Genomic DNA, 16,887 nt, shown 5'->3' on the forward strand with positions numbered 1-16,887 from the left:
ACATGACGCGCTGGATCCTTTCCTTGCTGGCGCTTGCACTACTGTGCGGCTGCGGCCGCAAGCAGCAACCCGACACCCCGGAAAAAGCGCAGGCGACAGCGCCGGCGCAGCCAGCACCAGCCAACGACGCGGCAATCAACCCGCCGCTGGGCGATCCAGACGCCGACGGCTATCGCGAACTGGACTGGAGCGCGATGCTGCCGCCCGCCGAACTGAAGGCGCTGGAAAACAGCGACGAAGCGCCGGTCAACCACACCGGCAAGCGTGCGATGCCGCAGACCGGCACCTACAACACCGTGGCCGCCGTGCTGGCGCGCAAGGTGCGCCTGCCGGGCTACGTGGTGCCGCTGGACAGCGACGACGCCGGCCGTGTGCGCGAGTTCCTGTTCGTGCCGTACTACGGCGCCTGCATCCACGTGCCACCGCCGCCGCCGAACCAGATCGTGCATGTGCGCCTGGATACCCCGATCGACCCGCCCGACATGTACAGCCCGTTCTACCTGAGCGGCCAACTGCGCGCGGAAATCCTGCACGGCGAACTCGCCGGCACCGCCTACACGATGGAGCAGGCCCAGCTGCATCCCTATGAAAAAGGCTGATCGCCATCTCCTGCTGGCTGGAATGCTGTGCCTGCTGGCGGGCTGCCACGGTGATGGCGGGAAGCAGCCGGACGCCACGCCGACACCATCACCGGCAGCAAAGCACACGACCGCAGCAGCCGACGCTGCCCCGGACACCGTCGAAAGCTGGGAACAACTGGCACCGGCAAACGACATCTACCAGCGACCACCGCCGCGGATCAACGCGGCCTGGCGCGGCGACGCCGCGGTGATGGATCAGCCGGCGCCCGTCGACGATGGCCCGTCCGTGGTCAATGGCATGCCGATCGACCATTCCGGCACCCAGCGCGCCGCCCAGTTCGGTTCGTCGCAAGTGGTGAAGGGCCTGGAAGGCAAACGCTTCGCCCTGGACGGCTACGTGGTGCCGCTGGAAAGCGACGACCAGGGCAAGGTCAGCGAACTGCTGTTCGTGCCGTTCTATGGCGCCTGCATCCACGTACCACCGCCGCCACCGAACCAGATCCTGCATGTGGTGCTGCGCATCCCCATCGACGTACCGGAGCTGTGGGACCCGTTCCACCTGCAGGGGCGGCTGCATCTGGCCGACTTCAAGGCCGATATCGCCAATGCCACCTACGAGGCGGAGGACGCCACGCTCACCCCGGTGCAGGGCTGAGGGCGCGGTTCGTGTGCCTGAAATCGCCGATGCGTTTGTCGATCGCGATCGCCGCCTGTGGGGTCGTCGTTGCCGGCGGCGTGCTGTTGGCATTGCGCAAGCACGGGCACGTGGCATCGACGCCGCGTGCTGCTACGACCACGGCGATCCACCCGCCAACTGTGCACGCATTTCATGTCGCGCCATTGTCCGAAGATGCAGCCGACAAGCGCATTACCACACTGCTGCAAAGCGACGCCGCATTCGCGCGCGACGCCACATTCCTGATCGCGGCCAGCGTCCGCGAACGCTGCGCACCGGCCCATTCTGGCGAATTGGCGAAGATGGCCAACCGCGCACGCCTGCCGGTGCTGGTCGCAACGTCTGAGGTGACGGCACGCGAACCCGACCTGGACCAGCCGATCTATCAGGCGATCCAGCGCATTGCCGCCGCTGCGCCCTGCGGCCGCGCACTCGATCTCACGGCGACCGGCCTGTCGCTGCAGTTGGACCCGGAACGCTACGCAGCAACGTTCCCCGACAGCTACTACCAACCGACGCTGGATACCGTGCCGCACGAGTATGCCGGCCAGCCGCTGGTCACCCGCGCCGCGCAGGAATGCCAATCGATCGGCTACGCGGTGCTGCCGCTGGGCCGGGACGGCTGGCAGTGCAGGGCGCTGTGGTCCGGCATGCGCCCGCGGATCGTCAAGGCTTGCGAACAAGCCCGCAGCGAAGGCGGGCAGGGGGCTGGTGAGGCGATTCCGCCGGAGGTCGCGAACCGGCTGACGCCGGTGGTGGCGGGTTTGCTGGAGAAGTTGCCGGAATCCTGTCGCTGAGTGCGCGCGCGTGCTTTTGCACGGCGGAAGCTAACGGCTGCCAACGGCAGGAGTTGGCCAAGACAGAAGTTTGCGGAGTAGCTGATTAGGGAGGTTTCCAGGCCACGTTGTTGCGTTGTGCCTTACGTTGACGTGCCCCCGAACACCTGCAACCGCACCTGGATGAACTCCAGCAACGCCCGAACCCGCGCAGTGACCGAATGACGGTGACTGTAGGCGCCAAGCAATTGCAGCGGTGCAGGGCGTAGATCCAGCGGCACTTCCTGCAACCTGCCTGCGGCAAGATCTTCCTGGCACGGGTAGGCCGCAACGATCGCAAAGCCAAGGCCCTGGCGCGCGCCGGCCACCGCGAGTTCCCCGCTGTTGACGCGATAGCGGCTGCGCACGGGCACTTTCACGATCTCGCCCGCAGGATCCAGGAACTGCCAGGGCTGCCCCTTCAGTGCGCTCACGGTGGTGATGCACGGCAGGGACTTGAGTTCGCGCACATGGCGCGGCATTCCGGTCTGGGCCAGTAGCGTGGGGGAGGCGACCACGATGCTGGGCAAGGTCGCCAGTTCGCGGGTGATGAACGCGCTGTCGTCCTGATGCCCGCGGTGGAAGACGAGGGAGAGATCCAGGTCCTCGCGCAACACCTCCAGGCCGGTCAGGCGCGTGTCGCATTCCAACTCGATGCCAGGATGAAGACTGCAGAATTCTGCGAGGATCGGCGCGAGCAACCTGGGCGCTTCGTTGGGCATGCACATCTTGAGGGGCCCCTTCAATTCGCGCTGGACTAAGCCAAGCTCGTCCTCCGTGGCCAGCAAGGCATCGAGGACCGGCTTGGCGCGCGCGTACACCAGCTTTCCGGCTTCCGTCATGCGCAGATGGCGCGTGCTGCGTTCCAGCAAGCGCACGCCCAGCCTGCGCTCCAGCGCCGCGACATGACGGCTGACGTTGGACGACGGCAAGGCAAGCAGGCGCCCAGCCCCGGAAAAGCTCTGTGCGTCGACGACGGCCACATAGACGCGGACTGCATTCAGATCGAGGTTGGTGCGCACCATTATCCCAACTGGGGTATGAAACCCCGCCATTTTCGCATGCTAGTTGGCGGAATTGGTGAGGTCCAAGATGCACTCCCGTCCAACGGCTGCCCTGCAATGGCACGCCTGGACCAATCGAATCGGGATGCATCGGCATGGAAATCGGAATACTGGGTGGCGGCATCGCAGGCTTGAGCGTGGCCCTCGCGTTGCACAAGCAGGGGCACACCGTCCGCGTCTATGAACGTCGGAACGGGCCGGCCACCATGGGCGCTGGCGTGACGCTTTGGCCCAACGCGTGCTTTGTGCTGCAGGAACTCGGGTTGTTGGAGGATGTCGGGGCGGTGGGCGGTCGGCCATTGTCGGTACACCGCAAAGACGCAGCGGGTAACGCGCTGGGAGGCCTGGACATCACGCTGCTGGACCGACTCATGGGCTACCCGACCCATACGATCCTGCGCCGCGACTTGCAGGCGGTACTGCTGGACCACGTGGCACGCGCTGGTATCCAGGTGGAGTTCGGGCATCGGGCCGTCGCGATCGACCTGGATGCCGGCGGCAAGGCCGTGGCGCGGTTCGAGAACGGGAAGAGCATCCGTCCAGATCTGCTCATTGGCGCGGATGGCCGCATGGGCTCGGTGGCGCGCAAGTTCGTCGCAGGGGACAACACGCCCATCTACCAGGGGTTCGTAAACTGGATCGGCGTTGCACAGGGCAATGGTCCGTTGCTGAGCGACATGGCGATTCACGATTACTGGGGGTCTGGCGATCGTTTCGGTTGCGTGCCGATTCGGACGGATCTGGTGTACTGGGCCGCCGCGCAGGCGCGGCCATTGCCCGAGGCGACGCCAGCAGCGGAGATGCGCAAGGAAGTGATGGATCTGTTTGCAGGATGGCCCGAGCCTGTCGCCCGCCTCATCGAAGCCACGCCGGCGCACTCCATCCAACTGATCGCCGTGCACGACGTGGAGCCGCTGCACACCTGGAGCCGAGCAAATGTGCTGCTCGTCGGCGATGCGGCGCACGCGCCACTGCCGACCTCGGGTCAGGGCGCCTGTCAGGCCCTGGAAGACGCCTGGCATCTGGCGCGGTGCCTCGAAGAGGCAGACGGCGCGCTGGATCAAGCATTGCCACGCTTTGCCGCAATCCGCGGACCCAAGACCACCAAGCTGGTAGAGCAGGGCAGGCTGTTCGCGCGCGGCCTGTTCGCCCAAGACCCTGAAACCTGCCGTCTTCGCAACGAGCGCGCCAAGGCGTCCGATCCATTGCGTGATGCCCAGGCCATGGCGGCAGGATGGTCGCAGGGGTTGCCGATGGCGGACTGCATAGACGGTACGCCGGCGAGCGGCGCTGGCAGTCTGTATCGCCTGTAAAAGATAGTCTTGATCCGAGTGTCGCGTGGCATCTGCGCTGCTGGAAGCATTTCCACCAAATCCGGGCCTCCATTTCATTGGGTTGCTAGGTCATGCTGATCAAAGATCTTCCACTGCGCTGCCCCTGTTGTGGCTACAAAACGCTTGTCGAGGGAGTGGCATTTGAGATTTGCACCGTGTGTTTCAGGGAGGATGATGGCCAAGATGACGATGATGCTGATGCTGATGAGGTACTAGGTGGCCCGAATGGCAATCTCAGCGTTACACAAGCGCGAGCGAACTATCAGCAAATTGTCGCCTTTCGGAGACAGGGCCTGTCTTATGTACATCCGCCTTAGGTGAAGAAATGTAGAATGAGGGCCTAGTCAACCCGGCTTCCCGGCTAGGCTTACGGGGGTGGGGAATGGGTCTATACCAAGAACAGACTCTGAAATGATAGATAATTCGGATCTAAACCAACAACAACATCATGACAGCCTTGAACAAGCCAATGCCATCAGTGCAGCCGCCAAGCGTCAAGTCGCTCTTTCTTCAAATGAGGTACGGAGATCAACCAATATCTACAGGCACAGGCTTCGTAGTGAAAAACGGGTCTTCTGCGTTCCTTCTGACAAATCGTCATAATTTAACTGGGCGTCGGAATGATTCCGGCGAACTGCTCTCGAAAACGGGCGGAATCCCAGATAATGTCCTCGTTTATCACCATCTTTCAGGGCGTCTTGGCGCTTGGGAGGGCAGGGTTGAAGCGCTCTTCACCGAACAAGGACAAAAACGCTGGAAAGAACATCCACTGCATGGTGCGCGTGCAGATGTGGTGGCGTTGCCGCTCACCAACATCGAAGGAGTCGACCTATATCCCTACGAACTGACAGAAGAACCAAGAATTGCGATCGCCCCTGGAGACATTATAAGTGTTGTTGGATTTCCATTCGGAATGTCTACGGGCGGACTTCTTCCGATATGGGCAACAGGATTCATTGCCAGTGAGCCGCAGGTGAGCATAAACAACAGTGATCTCCCAGTTTTTTATATTGATTGCCGAAGCAGGCAAGGGCAATCTGGATCTGCAGTAGTTGCTTATCGGTCAGGCGGAATGGTGAGCATGGAGAACGGGGTTGCAGCTATCTTTGAAGGGCCAGTGACACGCCTCCTTGGAATTTACAGCGGGCGTATCAACAATGAGTCGGATATCGGCGTTGTTTGGCGGACCGCTGCATTGCATGGTCTAGTCCAGGATACCAGGGAGTTCCTTGCGACGTCAGTCCCGCAATCTATCAATAAGTTGAATTGGTAAAGCCTAATTTTCTCGCATGACGAGAGCTATTCACAGGCTAAGCGAACTGTGCAGCCGCTTCTGGCCATCGGGGTTCCGACCCAAAGCAGACATCAAACTGGCGCCAGGGGGCTAAGGCCGTTCAACCCAAGCAACTCTCTATCGTCGTCGCTCATTGGATTGTCAATAGCATGACGAATTCTGCGTTGGCACCACTCGTAAAAGTCGGGATGCTCATACTGCAGTTGCGCCTGTCCTACTTCGTTGAGATGGATCCTGTAGCAGTATCGAACCGGGCCAATAGTAAGCGTGGAATGGAAAGCTTCGGGCGCGAGAGATTGCGGATTGCCTGTGACGATCAGGCCGCCATGGGCGGCGTAGCTATGGATTGCACCATTCTCTTGTAGACGGCGGTAGGCGACGTCGGCATCTACGCAAAGCAAAACATAGTTTTTATCACTTATGCCTATGGCGAAATCTGCAATCGGTTGGTAGAAGGTTGCGCCCACCTCTGCTAAGTGACAACACATAAGCTTCGCGAAATACCTGAAAACATCCAAATAAAGTGTTCCGCCATTGGCATTGAAGCGGGGGTCTTCATACACCTTTGCGGGATCCCCCCCCGCTTTCAAGAGTTCCAAGGCCAATCCTCTAAATGCATCAAATGCCAAATCGGCCGGCTGAGTTCTCGCGTTATTACAGGTTCCGCATATGCGAGCGGAAAAGTGAAACTGCTTCGAGCTTGGGCTCTGTGCGTGGCGATAGCGTTCGCCTGGGCGCCCGATAACCATCGGCTGCGCCCCAAACTCACTACGAAGCGCGGCCGCCTTGACCTTATGCTCGCCTGAAAGCGCCCCGGTAGACCCGCATAGGCAGCATTGGCCAGCAAGAGGCGGGGCAAATGTATCCATAGCTAATCTCCGATTGCTTGCCGGAGCACCTCTTTTAAGCTTACCTTGAGGTGAAAATTAAAAGGAGTGGCTCGCTCTATTGCCTGTAAGCCCCAAGGGCGATAATGCGTAGACTCGGAAGTCTTGAAGACCCACGCCGGCGCGCGGCAGTGACTGACCATAGCAGTGGCCACATGGGTGGGCAACACACCGCGACGCTTGGCCATGATGTTGCGGAACTCCTGCGCCTGCAGGATCAGGAGCGACCACCAGACCAAGTCGCTGGAGCGAAGCTCCCGGCGCTCAGGCGTGGCCAGGACGTTGCCGCGCACCTGGAAGCCGGTCCAGTCGGGACCGAGCAGCTTGCCGCCCCTAAGGACGCGCATGAGCTTGTAGGCAGTATAGGGGATGCGCGCTCGAGCGGACTCCCAGTTGGAGACGGTCCGGACACTGACGCGCGGAAGCTTCGCGCAGTCGGGGACGCTCAGGCCGAGGGTGATGCGGGCGGTGCGGAACTGCTCAGCGTGGTGGCGGATCTGCAACGGGGATGGCCGGCCACGCCCCCGTCCGGGGACACGGCCAATTTCGCATAATGTATCCTGGGTCGATTACGAACAGCGCGGGCAGGGTGGCTTCAAGCCCCTGATGACCCCCGGCCTTGACCGCGATCACCAGCAGCGCGACGACCGCGGCCGCCGCGCTTAGCCTGTCCAGTACCGATCGCCACAGTGCTTTCTCAGCAGGTGATGCTGCTCGCTCTGCATGGATCTTCGCCATCCATGTTCCGCCATCCACCTTTGCCAGCGCGCACAGCTGCGCAATTCGCTCGTCCGGCATCGCGTACCGCCCTGATCGCCACGAGCTCACCATCGCCCTCGTTACGCCTAGCCGTTGCGCTAAGGCATTGTCCGAATTGAAGTTTCCCGAGCCTCGCACCAGGTCGAGCAGTTCGTTTTCGGCGCTCATGTTTAGCTGACCTTTACATTCCTGTTTCGCTGAACTATACAAGCCCTGCGTTTAGCCTGGCTAAGCGCCCCGCCCCCGGTGTACCCCCGCCGGGCGAGCGGGCACCAGGGTAGGGGGCAGGGGATCCACGAATGGACATCGAACGCCTCGCAGCTATGCCGCTGTGCAAGCTCTTCCGCGCGCGTGCCGTCTTCCGCCGCCGCAGCCGCTTCGACCTGGTCGACCAGGTAAACACCGCCATCGAGCGCCGCTACGACCTGTTCCGCCTTGGGGCTATTCGGTGATGAGTCACGAAATACTCTCCTTCGGGCTGCTGATCGCCTCCGCGTTCGCCGTCCTGTTCCTGGTTCGCGGCCTGTTCGCTTACTTCGCCTGGTCCGACCGTCGTTTCGCCCAGCAGCTCGAAGCCGAGTTCCGTGCCTACTGCCTGGTCGAGGAAGCCAAGCGCCAGGCCGCCCGCCGTGCTGCCTCCGAGGCCGCTCTGTGACCCCTCTGCTCGCCCTCTGCCTACCCTTTTCACCGGCGGACGCCTGCAATCCGGCCGGATCGGAGCCGGTTGGCCCGAGCAGTAACACGGGCCAAAAGTCTCAGACCCCGGACGGCCTGTCGAAGCCGCTGATTGACTTCTGCACCCTTGTCTTCGACACCGACAAGGCGGTGAAGCTGCTCAAGCGCATGAGCGCTCAGGACATGGTGGCTTACGTCTTTGGCACCTCCGGCAGCATCGTCGCCGGCCCCTTGCTCGAGCGCCTGTGGAACTTCCGCTATGAGCGCAGCGCTACCCTGATCGATGAGACATCATCCGTCTGCGGAAAGATTGGCGTTTCCGACACCGGCGAGGTCTGCATCAGCCTGACAGGGCAGGGGTGTACCCACGTTCCGAGTTGGCCCTACGTCGAGCGTATCGCCGATGACCTGGGCGCCCACCTGACCCGCGCTGATATCGCCGTCGACGACCACTCCGGCCTCACCTTCGACGTCGAGTACTTCCGCCAGGCGTACCACCAGGGTGCGTTTACCTCCAACGGTCGACCGCCTCAGGCGCGCCACCAGAGCGATGAGGGCAGTGGCAAGGGCTGCACGCTCTACGTCGGCCAGAAAGGCCACAAGGAGCTGTGTGTGTACGAGAAAGGCAAGCAGCTTGGCGACCCGGAAAGCCCCTGGGTGCGCTGCGAGTTGCGCCTATACGCCAAGCGCATCGATCTCCCCCTGGATGTTCTGACCAACCCAGGCAAGTACTACCGCGGCGCCTACGCGATCCTGGCTGACCTGGTCATCGGCGAGCTTGACCGTCTCCAGTTGAAGGAACGCATGGTCAATCCTTCTGCCAAGGCCATGATCGATTTCATCGACACGCAAGCCGGCACCGCTCTTCGTGTGCTTTGGAATGCCTGCATGACCCGCGACCGCGACTACGCAATTGCTGCGATTGAGTCCTATCTCTCGCACGACGGCGTTCCTGGCCGATTCAAGCATCTGTCTCAGACGGAATTAGAGATTCGCCTCGCCAACCAACTCGATGAGTTGTTCCCCGAATTAGCTACGTGACACGTCACGAAATACCTGCACGCCGCACAGCTGCCGGCGTGGGCAACGGGTGAAGCAGCCAATTGACCCGACATCGCGGGTATCAGACGGAGTACACCATGAGCATCGAAGTCACCGTAATGGACGCCGAAGTCATCGAGCGCGGCGGCACCTTCCAGGACGACAGCGGCAAGGATCGTTCCTACACCACCCGCAAGCAGAAGGCCAAGATCGAAATGGGTGGCTTCGTCTACCCGTTCGACGTGCGCCTGGAAGACGGCCAGCAGCCCTATGCCGTCGGCAAGTACGAACTGGACATCGAATCGATGGGCCAGGTCAACAAGGGCGTTCTGAGCCTCAGCAAGTTCACCAAGCTCCGCAGCAAGACGTCTGCTCGCGTCGCTGCATAAGGAATCGCTGTGGACGAACAAGTGCTAGTGCTCAACTGCAAGGTCTCGGATTTCGACGCCTCCACCGGTCAGTGCGCGCACCCGTTCTACAGCGTCGCGTCCAGTTTCCCCCCGCCGCTGGACGCGGGCGAGGGTCTTGGCATCTCGGCGGTGATCGTCGGTGCTTGGGCCATCGGTTTCATGGTCAGGCAGGGTCGTCGTATCTCGCAGTCGTAGTTCATCAATCAACCACCAGGAGTTTCACCATGTCCAAGTTCCGCAAGCCCTCCAAGATCGTCGCCGGCATCGTTGCTGGTGCCACCGCCATCATGTCCGGCATCGCCGCCGCGGCCGATGGCACCGTCACCACCGCGCTTACCGCCGGCATCGACAAGACCGACCTGGCCGCCGGTGGCGCCATCATCCTCGGCGCCTGTGCCGTGGTCGCGATGGTCAACATGGGCCGCAAGGTCGCGCGTTGATCCCGTTCCATCTGTAGCAGGGCAGGGCGGGGCATCCCCGCCCTTGCTTTTTGTGACACGTCACGCAAGGGGGATACATGGCTTACGTCGGCTATTTCGTCATCATCGGCATCCTGGGGGCTGTATGGCTCGCTATGGACAGCTGATCCTGCTGTTGCTGCTTTGCAGCCCTTTCGCCGCCTTCGCCGGCGGCTGGGGCGCTGCATCCTGTCCCGTGTCTGCTAAGTGCAACCAGGGCCACGCAAGTGCGTCCTGCGATGCACAGATCGCTGACTTCAAGGGTGCTCATCCCGATTGGACGTACATTGAGGCGTCCTGCCGTATGTCCGGTGGCGCTGCTGGCGGTCAGTACGATCCTGTCATCGACGGCAGGCCGGCAGGCGGCAGCCGCACAACGCTTGTCGGCGACACCGAGTATTTCGCGACCCTGTGCAGCGCGCTTCCCTCGCTTACGTCGACTTTCAAGCCTAAGAGTGGCTCTATCTCCTGCAATGACGGTTGCGAGCAAGCATGGTTTGCCAATCCGGATGGCACTAGCACCGCGCAATACATCGGCACCACCTGCAACACCACCGACTTTCCCAACAAGTGCGGCCCAGGTTTCTACTGGAACGGCTACCTCAACGTTTGCGAGCCAACCAAGGAAGAGTGTCCGCAAGGCCAAGTTCCCAACTCCGTTGGCAAGTGCGCTCCTGAGCCTTGCCCCGATGGCATGGTGCAGCAGCAGGACGGCACCTGTAAGGCGAAGGAAAACGAGTGTCCGCAGGGCCAGACCAAAGGTCCTGACGGCAGTTGCGTCAAGAAGCCGGATGCCTGTTCCGCCGGCCAAGCCATGGGCGCCGACGGCACCTGCAAGCCTGATAAAGATGGCGATGGCAAGCCCGATGATGAGGACAGCGACGACGATGGCAAGGACGACAAATCGTCCTTCTCCGGCGGCGATTCCTGCGACTCTCCACCCTCCTGCAGCGGCGATCCGATCATGTGCGGCCAGGCTCGTATCCAGTGGCGCATTGACTGCAACACCCGCCGCAACCGCAACATCTCAGGCGGCGCCTGTAGCACGCCTCCCATCTGCACCGGCGACAAGTGCGATGCGATGGAGTACGCCTCCCTTCTCGTGCAGTGGCGCACTGCCTGCGCGGTTGAGAAGCTCGCAGGAGGGAAGGGCACCGACAACTCTGGCGATCAACCCGCGTGGACCAAGGTTGCCGGCATGAGCCAGGATCCTGGTGCTGGTTCCAGTCCCGATGACACCAAGGTCCTCACCGTCAACAAGATCAGCACCGACAGCCTCGATCAATCCGGCTTCGGTGGCGGTTCCTGTGTCGGCTTTGGCGGCGGTGGATCCGGCGCACTTTCCAAGGCCATCGGTTCCACGTTCGCCACGCCGCCGCCGATCTGGTGCGACTACATGGCCAAGCTCAAGGCCGGTCTAATCGTCGTCGCGTCGTGTGTCGCGGCTTTCATCCTCGCTCGCGGAGCCACCTAACATGCCCATGATCATCGGCGCACTCGTCACCATGTTGATGCAGGCGCTTCGTCAGTACCTGCCCGGCATCATCGGCCGCATCTTGCTTGCGTTCGGCATTGGCTTGGTGACCAACGAAATCGCCATGCCGGCGTTGAAGTCGTACATCGCTTCGCAGTTGCCATCCCTCGGCGCTGTCGGCGTCGCCTACTGGGATGCCAGCGGCACTGGTGCCGCTGTGACCATCATCCTCTCGGCCTACGCCGCGGTGGTCACGCAGCGCGCCGTCCTCTCCAAGCTCAAGTCGAGTAGCTGACATGATGTATCTCATCACCGGCCAGCCCGGTCACGGCAAGACCGCTTACGGCATCGATCGCGCTTTCGGCTTCCAGAAAGAGAAGCGCGCGATCTATGCTCATGGCATCAAAGATTTCGACTATGAGAGGGCTGGTTGGCACTATCTCGAAGACCCGACCAAGTGGATGGAGGTCGTACCTCACGGTTCTGTGATCTTCCTCGATGAGTGCTACACCGTCTTCCCGAATCGCAACCCAGGTTCCAAGGTTCCTCCGCACGTCGAGGCAATGGCGCGTCATCGTCATTTCGGCTACGACTTTATCCTCGTAGCTCAGCAGGGCTTGCAGCTTGATCCCTTTCTTCGTGGTCTCTACGACGAGCACACGCATGTTCGTCAGACCTCGCTTGTCAAATCCAAGACCAAGCTGAAGCGCTGGACTCAGTACCAGGGCAACGTTAACGGCCCTTGCGCTGACGTGATCGACTGGGTTCGGCCGAAATACGTGTTCGACTACTACACCAGCACCACGCTGGTGACCACCAAGCGCAGCATGCCCATGTGGATGCGCTGGGTCATCGTTGGTGTTGTTTTCGTCCTCGCTGTCATGCTCTGGCTGAAGCATCGTTACAGCGAGAAGATGCACCAGTACGAAGAGCAGCGAACCACGCTGCAAGCGGGCGACACGGTCGTGCCGCCAGCGTCAGCGGCGAGCGCGTCCGGGGCGCCCGCGCCCGCCCACGTGATGACCGCCGACGAGTACGCCAAGGCGCATCTGCCCAGGTTCGCCACTATGCCGTGGACCGCTCCGATCTACGACGGCGCCCAACCGGCTGTGCAGCCTCAGCTGTTCTGCATGTCCAGCCTGGGCGGTCGCGATGGTCTCGGTCATGCCACTGAGCCGAGCTGCACGTGCGTGACAGAGCAGGGCACCAGGTACGATCTGCCTCAGCCCCAGTGTCGTACGGTCGCGCTCAACGGAGCGCCCTACAACCCGTACAAGCAGCCCAGCGCCCCGCCGGCACCCTACGTACCGCCCCAGGGTCAGGACGCGCCCCAGGCCCACGCTCCGGCGGCCCTGCAGGGTGGTGTGATCGCCAAGGCTCCCCGCGCGCTTGGCACCTTCCCGGAGAACCCACAGGGCAAGGTCGAGACGTACACCCCGCCCACCAGCCTGGACATGTGACCATGCGCGACGACAGAGATCCCGGAACCATCGAAATGCCCCTGCGTGGTCGACCTGGTCGACCGCCTGCGGACGGCATCGCTGCCAAGACCGATGCCGAGCGAGCGGCCGCGTATCGCCAGCGCAAGGTCAAGCGGCTGAGGGTAGGGCACGCCCGTCCCGCTCAGCTCTCTGACAGCCTGCTGCTCGATCTGATCCGCAAGAGCATCGACAACGGTTCTGCGCCTCGCACGATTTCCCGCCTCGTTGCCGAGTTGGCCACCCGCTACCCGAATGCGTGACGCGTCATGGAAATGGCTAACATCGACTGGTTCCGGACCATCCTGCTCGCCGAGGTCATCGTGTTCTCGATCCTTGGCCTGGTCGCTGACTTCCTACCAGGTCGTCCCGCACCTGGTCTTTTCCGGATCCTTTGAGCGACAGCCCCCACCCGAATGGGGGCGCAGTCGCAAGGGGGCGGGGTGTAGGGGCAGCGCCCCTACGGATGCTTGCAGGAGCGCCCCGGTAGGTTTTCCCATCCACCGTCGATTCGACGCAATACTGTGCCGTTGATGCAGCGCAGTTCGCCTCTTTCCAGCGCCTTCCATTCTTGCTGTGCCTGCTCCCGTTGAGCTTCAATTTCTGCAATCCGAAGCTGCCTGTACCGCTCCTGTTGCATTGCTAGCGCGGCTGTTCCGGCCTCCCGTTGCGTCGCGGTTCTTGCAGCTTTTTCCTCTTTGGCTCGATGCCAGTCCGCTACCGTCCGCACGTATATTGCGGCACCTCCTGCGATCGCCGCTGCCAGGCATATCCCTACCGCTAGCGTCCATCCCAACCCCGATCCTTCGCGCTTCGTTTCAGGTAGGTATTCCGGCCGTTCCCGTGCTTCTTCGGATTGGTGGTGTTCCTGTGTGCTCTCCATGCTGCCCCCTGTGTGTCTGATCGCCATTTTGGGGTGCAGGGGCTTGCCCCTGCGTAGACGCCTCACCCGCGCCAGGTACGCCGGCGCCCACGACCTGGTCGGCCCACCTGACCAGGCTCGCACCTCGACTGACCACCTCCTGCCAACCGCTCTTGCTGCCGTCTACGGAGTACGTCCCGCAGGTAGATGATTTTCGGTTGCTGCAGCAAATCGATTTCTGAAACCCTTGTGCCGCAAAGGTTTCCAGACCCCTCGAGCTCGAGCGCTCGAGCTCGACGCTCATCGGCCATCATCCGCCGCCACTCATGCGCGATGTTGCACGTCAGCGACCACCACACCATGTCCTCGGGGTAGAGGCTGTAGCCCTCGGGTGTCCACATGTGGCCTTGCTGGAAACCAAAACCGGCCCAAGGGCCGGTCAGTTCGGTGCGTTCGAAGGGATCAACTGGCGTCATGCTGGCGTCCTGGTTCTCCGAAGGGCCAGGTAGTGGCGCACAGCCAGGCTGACGGCAACGCCAACAACCACCAGCAGCGCAGAATTTCGCATAATGTATCTTATGTTCGGACGCTGGTTCGCCAGGCTGCGCGGACTGTTCACGCGACCAGGGCCAGGTGTCAGCGTTCCTAATTGATGTCCTTTGTTCCTAGATCGCGCCCCTTCTTGATTTTTAAGGAAATTTTGGAAGGCTCAGGACCGCGCAGTGACAACAATTAGGAACAGAATCGTCGCGAATCTGTACCTAATTCGTGTCACTAGTTCTCATCGTTTCGAGCGCCTTCGCTGGACCGGAACCTAGTCAGCTCTCTTTGCGGTGCTGCGCACCCGGGCCGTCTTGGCGGGCGTTTCCGGCTTTGTTTTCTGCTCACGCTTGCGCCATGCCGCCTCAAATGCAGCTGGCAGATCCCGCAGATGTCCCAATTGAGTCTCAAGCGCCTCCGCTCGCGCTTGTTGGGCTGCCAGCTGCTGGCGCAGATCCGTGACTACTGAAGCTGCTTGTTCTAGAGCTGTGGCCTGTTTGCGCGCATTGGCTTCAGCCTCTCTCTGAAGAGCTCTTAGCTGCTGTCGCGCGTCCTTCGCGTCTTGGCGGGCTCGGTCGACTTCGGCATGGGCTCGATCTTCGATCGCTCGCACATGGTGGGTGGACGTGTCGCGCTCAATGCGCGCCGCCTCCTGCATCTGCTGAACTTGGCGCTGCAGAATTTCGTAAGCACGCTCGACCTCGGCAATACGCGTTGTGGATACATTTCGCCGCTGGACGAGTTCGTTCCCCTGGTGCTGAAGTTGTTCGACAAGACGTTCCAGTTCTGTAGCGCGGGTGAAAGCGAGACGTTCGGCCTGACGTGAGGCATCCGCCTGCTTACGCAGGTCGTTAAGCTCGTCCTCCATGTCGCGACGATTCCGCTCCAAGACGTCTTGCGCGTCCGCTAGAGCAGCGCGTTCATGGGAAAGCGTCTTTTGGGCGTGACTACGTGCTTGATCAAGCGCCAAAGTCCACCATTGCGCTGCCAGGACGGCTACGGGATCGGGAACGTTAGCGGTGAGCACCTGCATTCGGTCGTGCTGTGTCAAGCGTGAGCCTAATCCTTGCCACCAGGTATCTAGCCAACGCACGACCGTATTTGGAGATCCGGTGCCCAAATGAGCCCGGATACGTTCTACTGTGGGACGTTCGCCAAGCGCTACGATTGCGTCGGCAGCGACGTGGACGTCTGATTCTGTGATGCCTCTGGCCATTGAAGCGACTCCGGATTGGCGCCCTGCCCCGCAGTTGACATATTTGCGATAATTGATAGTTATCGCTATTAATTTCCATATTTCATATCATAAATTACATAATATGAAGCGAAATAGTACACTGCTAGCCACGTCGGCTACGGCCATGAACTTGGTGCTTCCCGATCAGCTAGCCCAGCGGGCCGCCGAAGCGGTGCGTGAGTTGCTCGCCGAAGCGGCAGCGGCCAACACCACCCGCAGCTACGCCACCGCCTTGCGCTACTGGGCAGGCTGGCACCAGGCCCGCTATGGCATCGAACTGGCCTTGCCGGCCAGCGAAGCCGTGGTGATCCAATTCCTCGTTGACCACATCCAGCGCAAGAGCAAGGTCGGCCTCGCCAGTGAGCTGCCGCCAGCGATCGATCAGGCGCTGGTCGCCGCTGGCCTTAAGGCCAGGGTCGGGCCACTGAAGCTGTCGACCGTTGTCCAGCGCGTCGCCGTGCTGTCCACGGCGCACAAGCTCAAGCGCCTAATTAACCCATGTGAGCTGCCCAGCGTCCGCACCCTGCTTAGCAGGGCGCGGCGTGCCGCGGTTAAACGCGGTGAGCGCGCCACCAAGAAGACCGCGATAACCCGCCCCGAGCTCGAGGCCATGCTCGCGACCTGCGACGAGAGCTTGGAAGGTCTGCGTGACCGTGCCCTGCTCTGCTTCGGCTTTGCCAGCGGCGGGCGCCGGCGCAGCGAGATCGCGGCAGCGGATCTGCGGGACCTGCGTAAGGTCGGCGAGGATGGCTACATCTACCGGCTCGAGTACTCCAAGACCCAGCAGGCCGGGGTGAAAGCAGATTCGACGCCGGACAAGCCCATCCTCGGACGCAGCGCTGAAGCCTTAGCGGCGTGGATTGAAGCGGCAGGGATCCAAGAGGGTGCAATCTTTCGCCGTCTTTGGAAGGAACAGGTCGGCCCTGCCCTGCTTCCGGGCTCGGTTGCTACCATCGTGAAACGCCGGGCGCGGCTAGCTGGGTTGGAGGGAGACTTTGGAGCGCACAGCTTGCGTTCGGGGTTCGTTACCGAGGCGGGGAAACAAGGCGTTCCGCTGCCAGCTGTGATGGCGATGACTGAGCATCGCTCGGTGGCCAGTGTGATCGGGTACTTTCAAGCTGGGGCAGCCGAGGACAATCCGGCTGCACGGCTGTTGAAGTAGAGAGGGCAGCATGTGTTGGAATGCCCTTATCCGAGTTTAGCTATACCCTTCTTGCATGTAGAGGAATCGCATAGGCGCAATGTGTGCGGCCTGACGCCGTCGGAAAAACTAGTTTGGCGCTTCTGACGCAATCGAAATAA

General features: G+C 61.6%; 22 protein-coding genes. 17 read left to right on the top strand and 5 right to left on the bottom strand.

Annotated features, from left to right (window positions below; translation table 11 throughout):
* Positions 1-2 precede the first annotated feature (2 nt).
* The 3 genes from RAB71_RS11200 to RAB71_RS11210 are packed head-to-tail and all read left to right on the top strand — an operon-like array spanning position 3 to position 2,054.
* Positions 3-599 carry a DUF3299 domain-containing protein gene (locus RAB71_RS11200; protein ID WP_010340378.1) on the top strand — a complete coding sequence of 199 codons (597 nt, stop codon included), beginning with the start codon at positions 3-5 and terminating at the stop codon, positions 597-599.
* Positions 586-1,236: a DUF3299 domain-containing protein gene (locus RAB71_RS11205; RefSeq protein WP_029561737.1), complete on the top strand. Its 651-nt coding sequence runs from the start codon at positions 586-588 to the stop codon at positions 1,234-1,236. Before RAB71_RS11200 ends, RAB71_RS11205 begins: the two co-directional genes overlap by 14 nt.
* A gap of 29 nt (positions 1,237-1,265) precedes the next feature.
* Positions 1,266-2,054, top strand: coding sequence for a hypothetical protein (locus RAB71_RS11210; RefSeq protein WP_234006493.1), 789 nt, complete (start codon positions 1,266-1,268; stop codon positions 2,052-2,054).
* Between the two features lie 122 nt (positions 2,055-2,176).
* Here RAB71_RS11210 and RAB71_RS11215 read toward each other — a convergent pair whose 3' ends face one another.
* Positions 2,177-3,097, bottom strand: a complete 921-nt coding sequence (locus RAB71_RS11215) for a LysR family transcriptional regulator (RefSeq protein ID WP_010340381.1) — start codon at positions 3,095-3,097, stop codon at positions 2,177-2,179.
* A 134-nt stretch (positions 3,098-3,231) separates the two neighbouring features.
* Between RAB71_RS11215 and RAB71_RS11220 the strand changes: the two genes are divergently transcribed.
* The 3 genes from RAB71_RS11220 (at position 3,232) to RAB71_RS11230 (ending at position 5,743) form a co-directional block, all read left to right on the top strand.
* On the top strand, positions 3,232-4,449 hold the full coding sequence (locus RAB71_RS11220) for an FAD-dependent oxidoreductase (protein ID WP_010340382.1): 1,218 nt from the start codon (positions 3,232-3,234) through the stop codon (positions 4,447-4,449).
* Between the two features lie 92 nt (positions 4,450-4,541).
* The gene (locus RAB71_RS11225) at positions 4,542-4,787 is read left to right on the top strand and encodes a CPCC family cysteine-rich protein (protein ID WP_081481877.1); all 246 of its coding nucleotides are present in this window, start codon (positions 4,542-4,544) and stop codon (positions 4,785-4,787) included.
* 131 nt (positions 4,788-4,918) lie between these two features.
* A complete protein-coding gene (locus RAB71_RS11230) occupies positions 4,919-5,743 on the top strand; it encodes a trypsin-like peptidase domain-containing protein (RefSeq protein ID WP_081481878.1) in 825 nt (274 codons plus the stop codon).
* A 92-nt stretch (positions 5,744-5,835) separates the two neighbouring features.
* Here RAB71_RS11230 and RAB71_RS11235 read toward each other — a convergent pair whose 3' ends face one another.
* Genes RAB71_RS11235 through RAB71_RS11245 form a run of 3 tightly spaced genes read right to left on the bottom strand, consistent with a single transcriptional unit; the run spans position 5,836 to position 7,578 of the window.
* The gene (locus tag RAB71_RS11235) at positions 5,836-6,633 is read right to left on the bottom strand and encodes a hypothetical protein (protein WP_081481879.1); all 798 of its coding nucleotides are present in this window, start codon (positions 6,631-6,633) and stop codon (positions 5,836-5,838) included.
* A 2-nt stretch (positions 6,634-6,635) separates the two neighbouring features.
* On the bottom strand, positions 6,636-7,154 hold the full coding sequence (locus RAB71_RS11240; protein ID WP_010340383.1) for a VC1465 family Xer recombination activation factor: 519 nt from the start codon (positions 7,152-7,154) through the stop codon (positions 6,636-6,638).
* Positions 7,132-7,578, bottom strand: coding sequence for a DUF3693 domain-containing protein (locus RAB71_RS11245; protein ID WP_010340384.1), 447 nt, complete (start codon positions 7,576-7,578; stop codon positions 7,132-7,134). Before RAB71_RS11245 ends, RAB71_RS11240 begins: the two co-directional genes overlap by 23 nt.
* A gap of 131 nt (positions 7,579-7,709) precedes the next feature.
* Here RAB71_RS11245 and RAB71_RS11250 point away from each other — a divergent pair, with 131 nt between their 5' ends.
* The 10 genes from RAB71_RS11250 to RAB71_RS11295 all read left to right on the top strand — a co-directional run bounded on the left by RAB71_RS11250 (position 7,710) and on the right by RAB71_RS11295 (position 13,209).
* On the top strand, positions 7,710-7,862 hold the full coding sequence (locus RAB71_RS11250) for a hypothetical protein (RefSeq protein WP_156148499.1): 153 nt from the start codon (positions 7,710-7,712) through the stop codon (positions 7,860-7,862).
* Entirely contained in the window at positions 7,862-8,065 is a 204-nt protein-coding gene (locus RAB71_RS11255; protein ID WP_010340385.1) for a hypothetical protein, read from the top strand. The genes RAB71_RS11250 and RAB71_RS11255 overlap by 1 nt, the downstream gene beginning before the upstream one ends.
* Positions 8,062-9,126 (top strand): replication initiation factor domain-containing protein, encoded by a 1,065-nt coding sequence (locus RAB71_RS11260; RefSeq protein WP_010340386.1) that lies wholly within the window; start codon positions 8,062-8,064, stop codon positions 9,124-9,126. The genes RAB71_RS11255 and RAB71_RS11260 overlap by 4 nt, the downstream gene beginning before the upstream one ends.
* Positions 9,127-9,224: 98 nt before the next feature.
* Positions 9,225-9,515: a single-stranded DNA-binding protein gene (locus tag RAB71_RS11265; protein ID WP_010340387.1), complete on the top strand. Its 291-nt coding sequence runs from the start codon at positions 9,225-9,227 to the stop codon at positions 9,513-9,515.
* A gap of 9 nt (positions 9,516-9,524) precedes the next feature.
* Entirely contained in the window at positions 9,525-9,731 is a 207-nt protein-coding gene (locus tag RAB71_RS11270; RefSeq protein ID WP_010340388.1) for a hypothetical protein, read from the top strand.
* A gap of 29 nt (positions 9,732-9,760) precedes the next feature.
* Positions 9,761-9,976: a hypothetical protein gene (locus tag RAB71_RS11275; RefSeq protein ID WP_010340389.1), complete on the top strand. Its 216-nt coding sequence runs from the start codon at positions 9,761-9,763 to the stop codon at positions 9,974-9,976.
* 124 nt (positions 9,977-10,100) lie between these two features.
* A complete protein-coding gene (locus RAB71_RS11280; RefSeq protein ID WP_138985703.1) occupies positions 10,101-11,468 on the top strand; it encodes a hypothetical protein in 1,368 nt (455 codons plus the stop codon).
* 1 nt (position 11,469) lies between these two features.
* Positions 11,470-11,763, top strand: a complete 294-nt coding sequence (locus tag RAB71_RS11285; RefSeq protein ID WP_010340391.1) for a DUF2523 family protein — start codon at positions 11,470-11,472, stop codon at positions 11,761-11,763.
* A 1-nt stretch (position 11,764) separates the two neighbouring features.
* Positions 11,765-12,928 carry a zonular occludens toxin domain-containing protein gene (locus tag RAB71_RS11290; RefSeq protein ID WP_010340392.1) on the top strand — a complete coding sequence of 388 codons (1,164 nt, stop codon included), beginning with the start codon at positions 11,765-11,767 and terminating at the stop codon, positions 12,926-12,928.
* A 2-nt stretch (positions 12,929-12,930) separates the two neighbouring features.
* On the top strand, positions 12,931-13,209 hold the full coding sequence (locus RAB71_RS11295; RefSeq protein ID WP_081481880.1) for a hypothetical protein: 279 nt from the start codon (positions 12,931-12,933) through the stop codon (positions 13,207-13,209).
* A gap of 1,413 nt (positions 13,210-14,622) precedes the next feature.
* On the opposite strand, the gene RAB71_RS11300 is transcribed toward RAB71_RS11295, so the two are convergent.
* A complete protein-coding gene (locus RAB71_RS11300; protein ID WP_010340394.1) occupies positions 14,623-15,564 on the bottom strand; it encodes a DNA-binding protein in 942 nt (313 codons plus the stop codon).
* Positions 15,565-15,709: 145 nt separating this feature from the next.
* Between RAB71_RS11300 and RAB71_RS11305 the strand changes: the two genes are divergently transcribed.
* Complete coding sequence (locus RAB71_RS11305; protein WP_010340395.1) at positions 15,710-16,747, top strand: site-specific integrase; 1,038 nt, start codon at positions 15,710-15,712, stop codon at positions 16,745-16,747.
* Positions 16,748-16,887 lie beyond the last annotated feature (140 nt).

Source organism: Xanthomonas sacchari (assembly GCF_040529065.1).
Classification (GTDB): Bacteria; Pseudomonadota; Gammaproteobacteria; order Xanthomonadales; family Xanthomonadaceae; genus Xanthomonas_A; species Xanthomonas_A sacchari.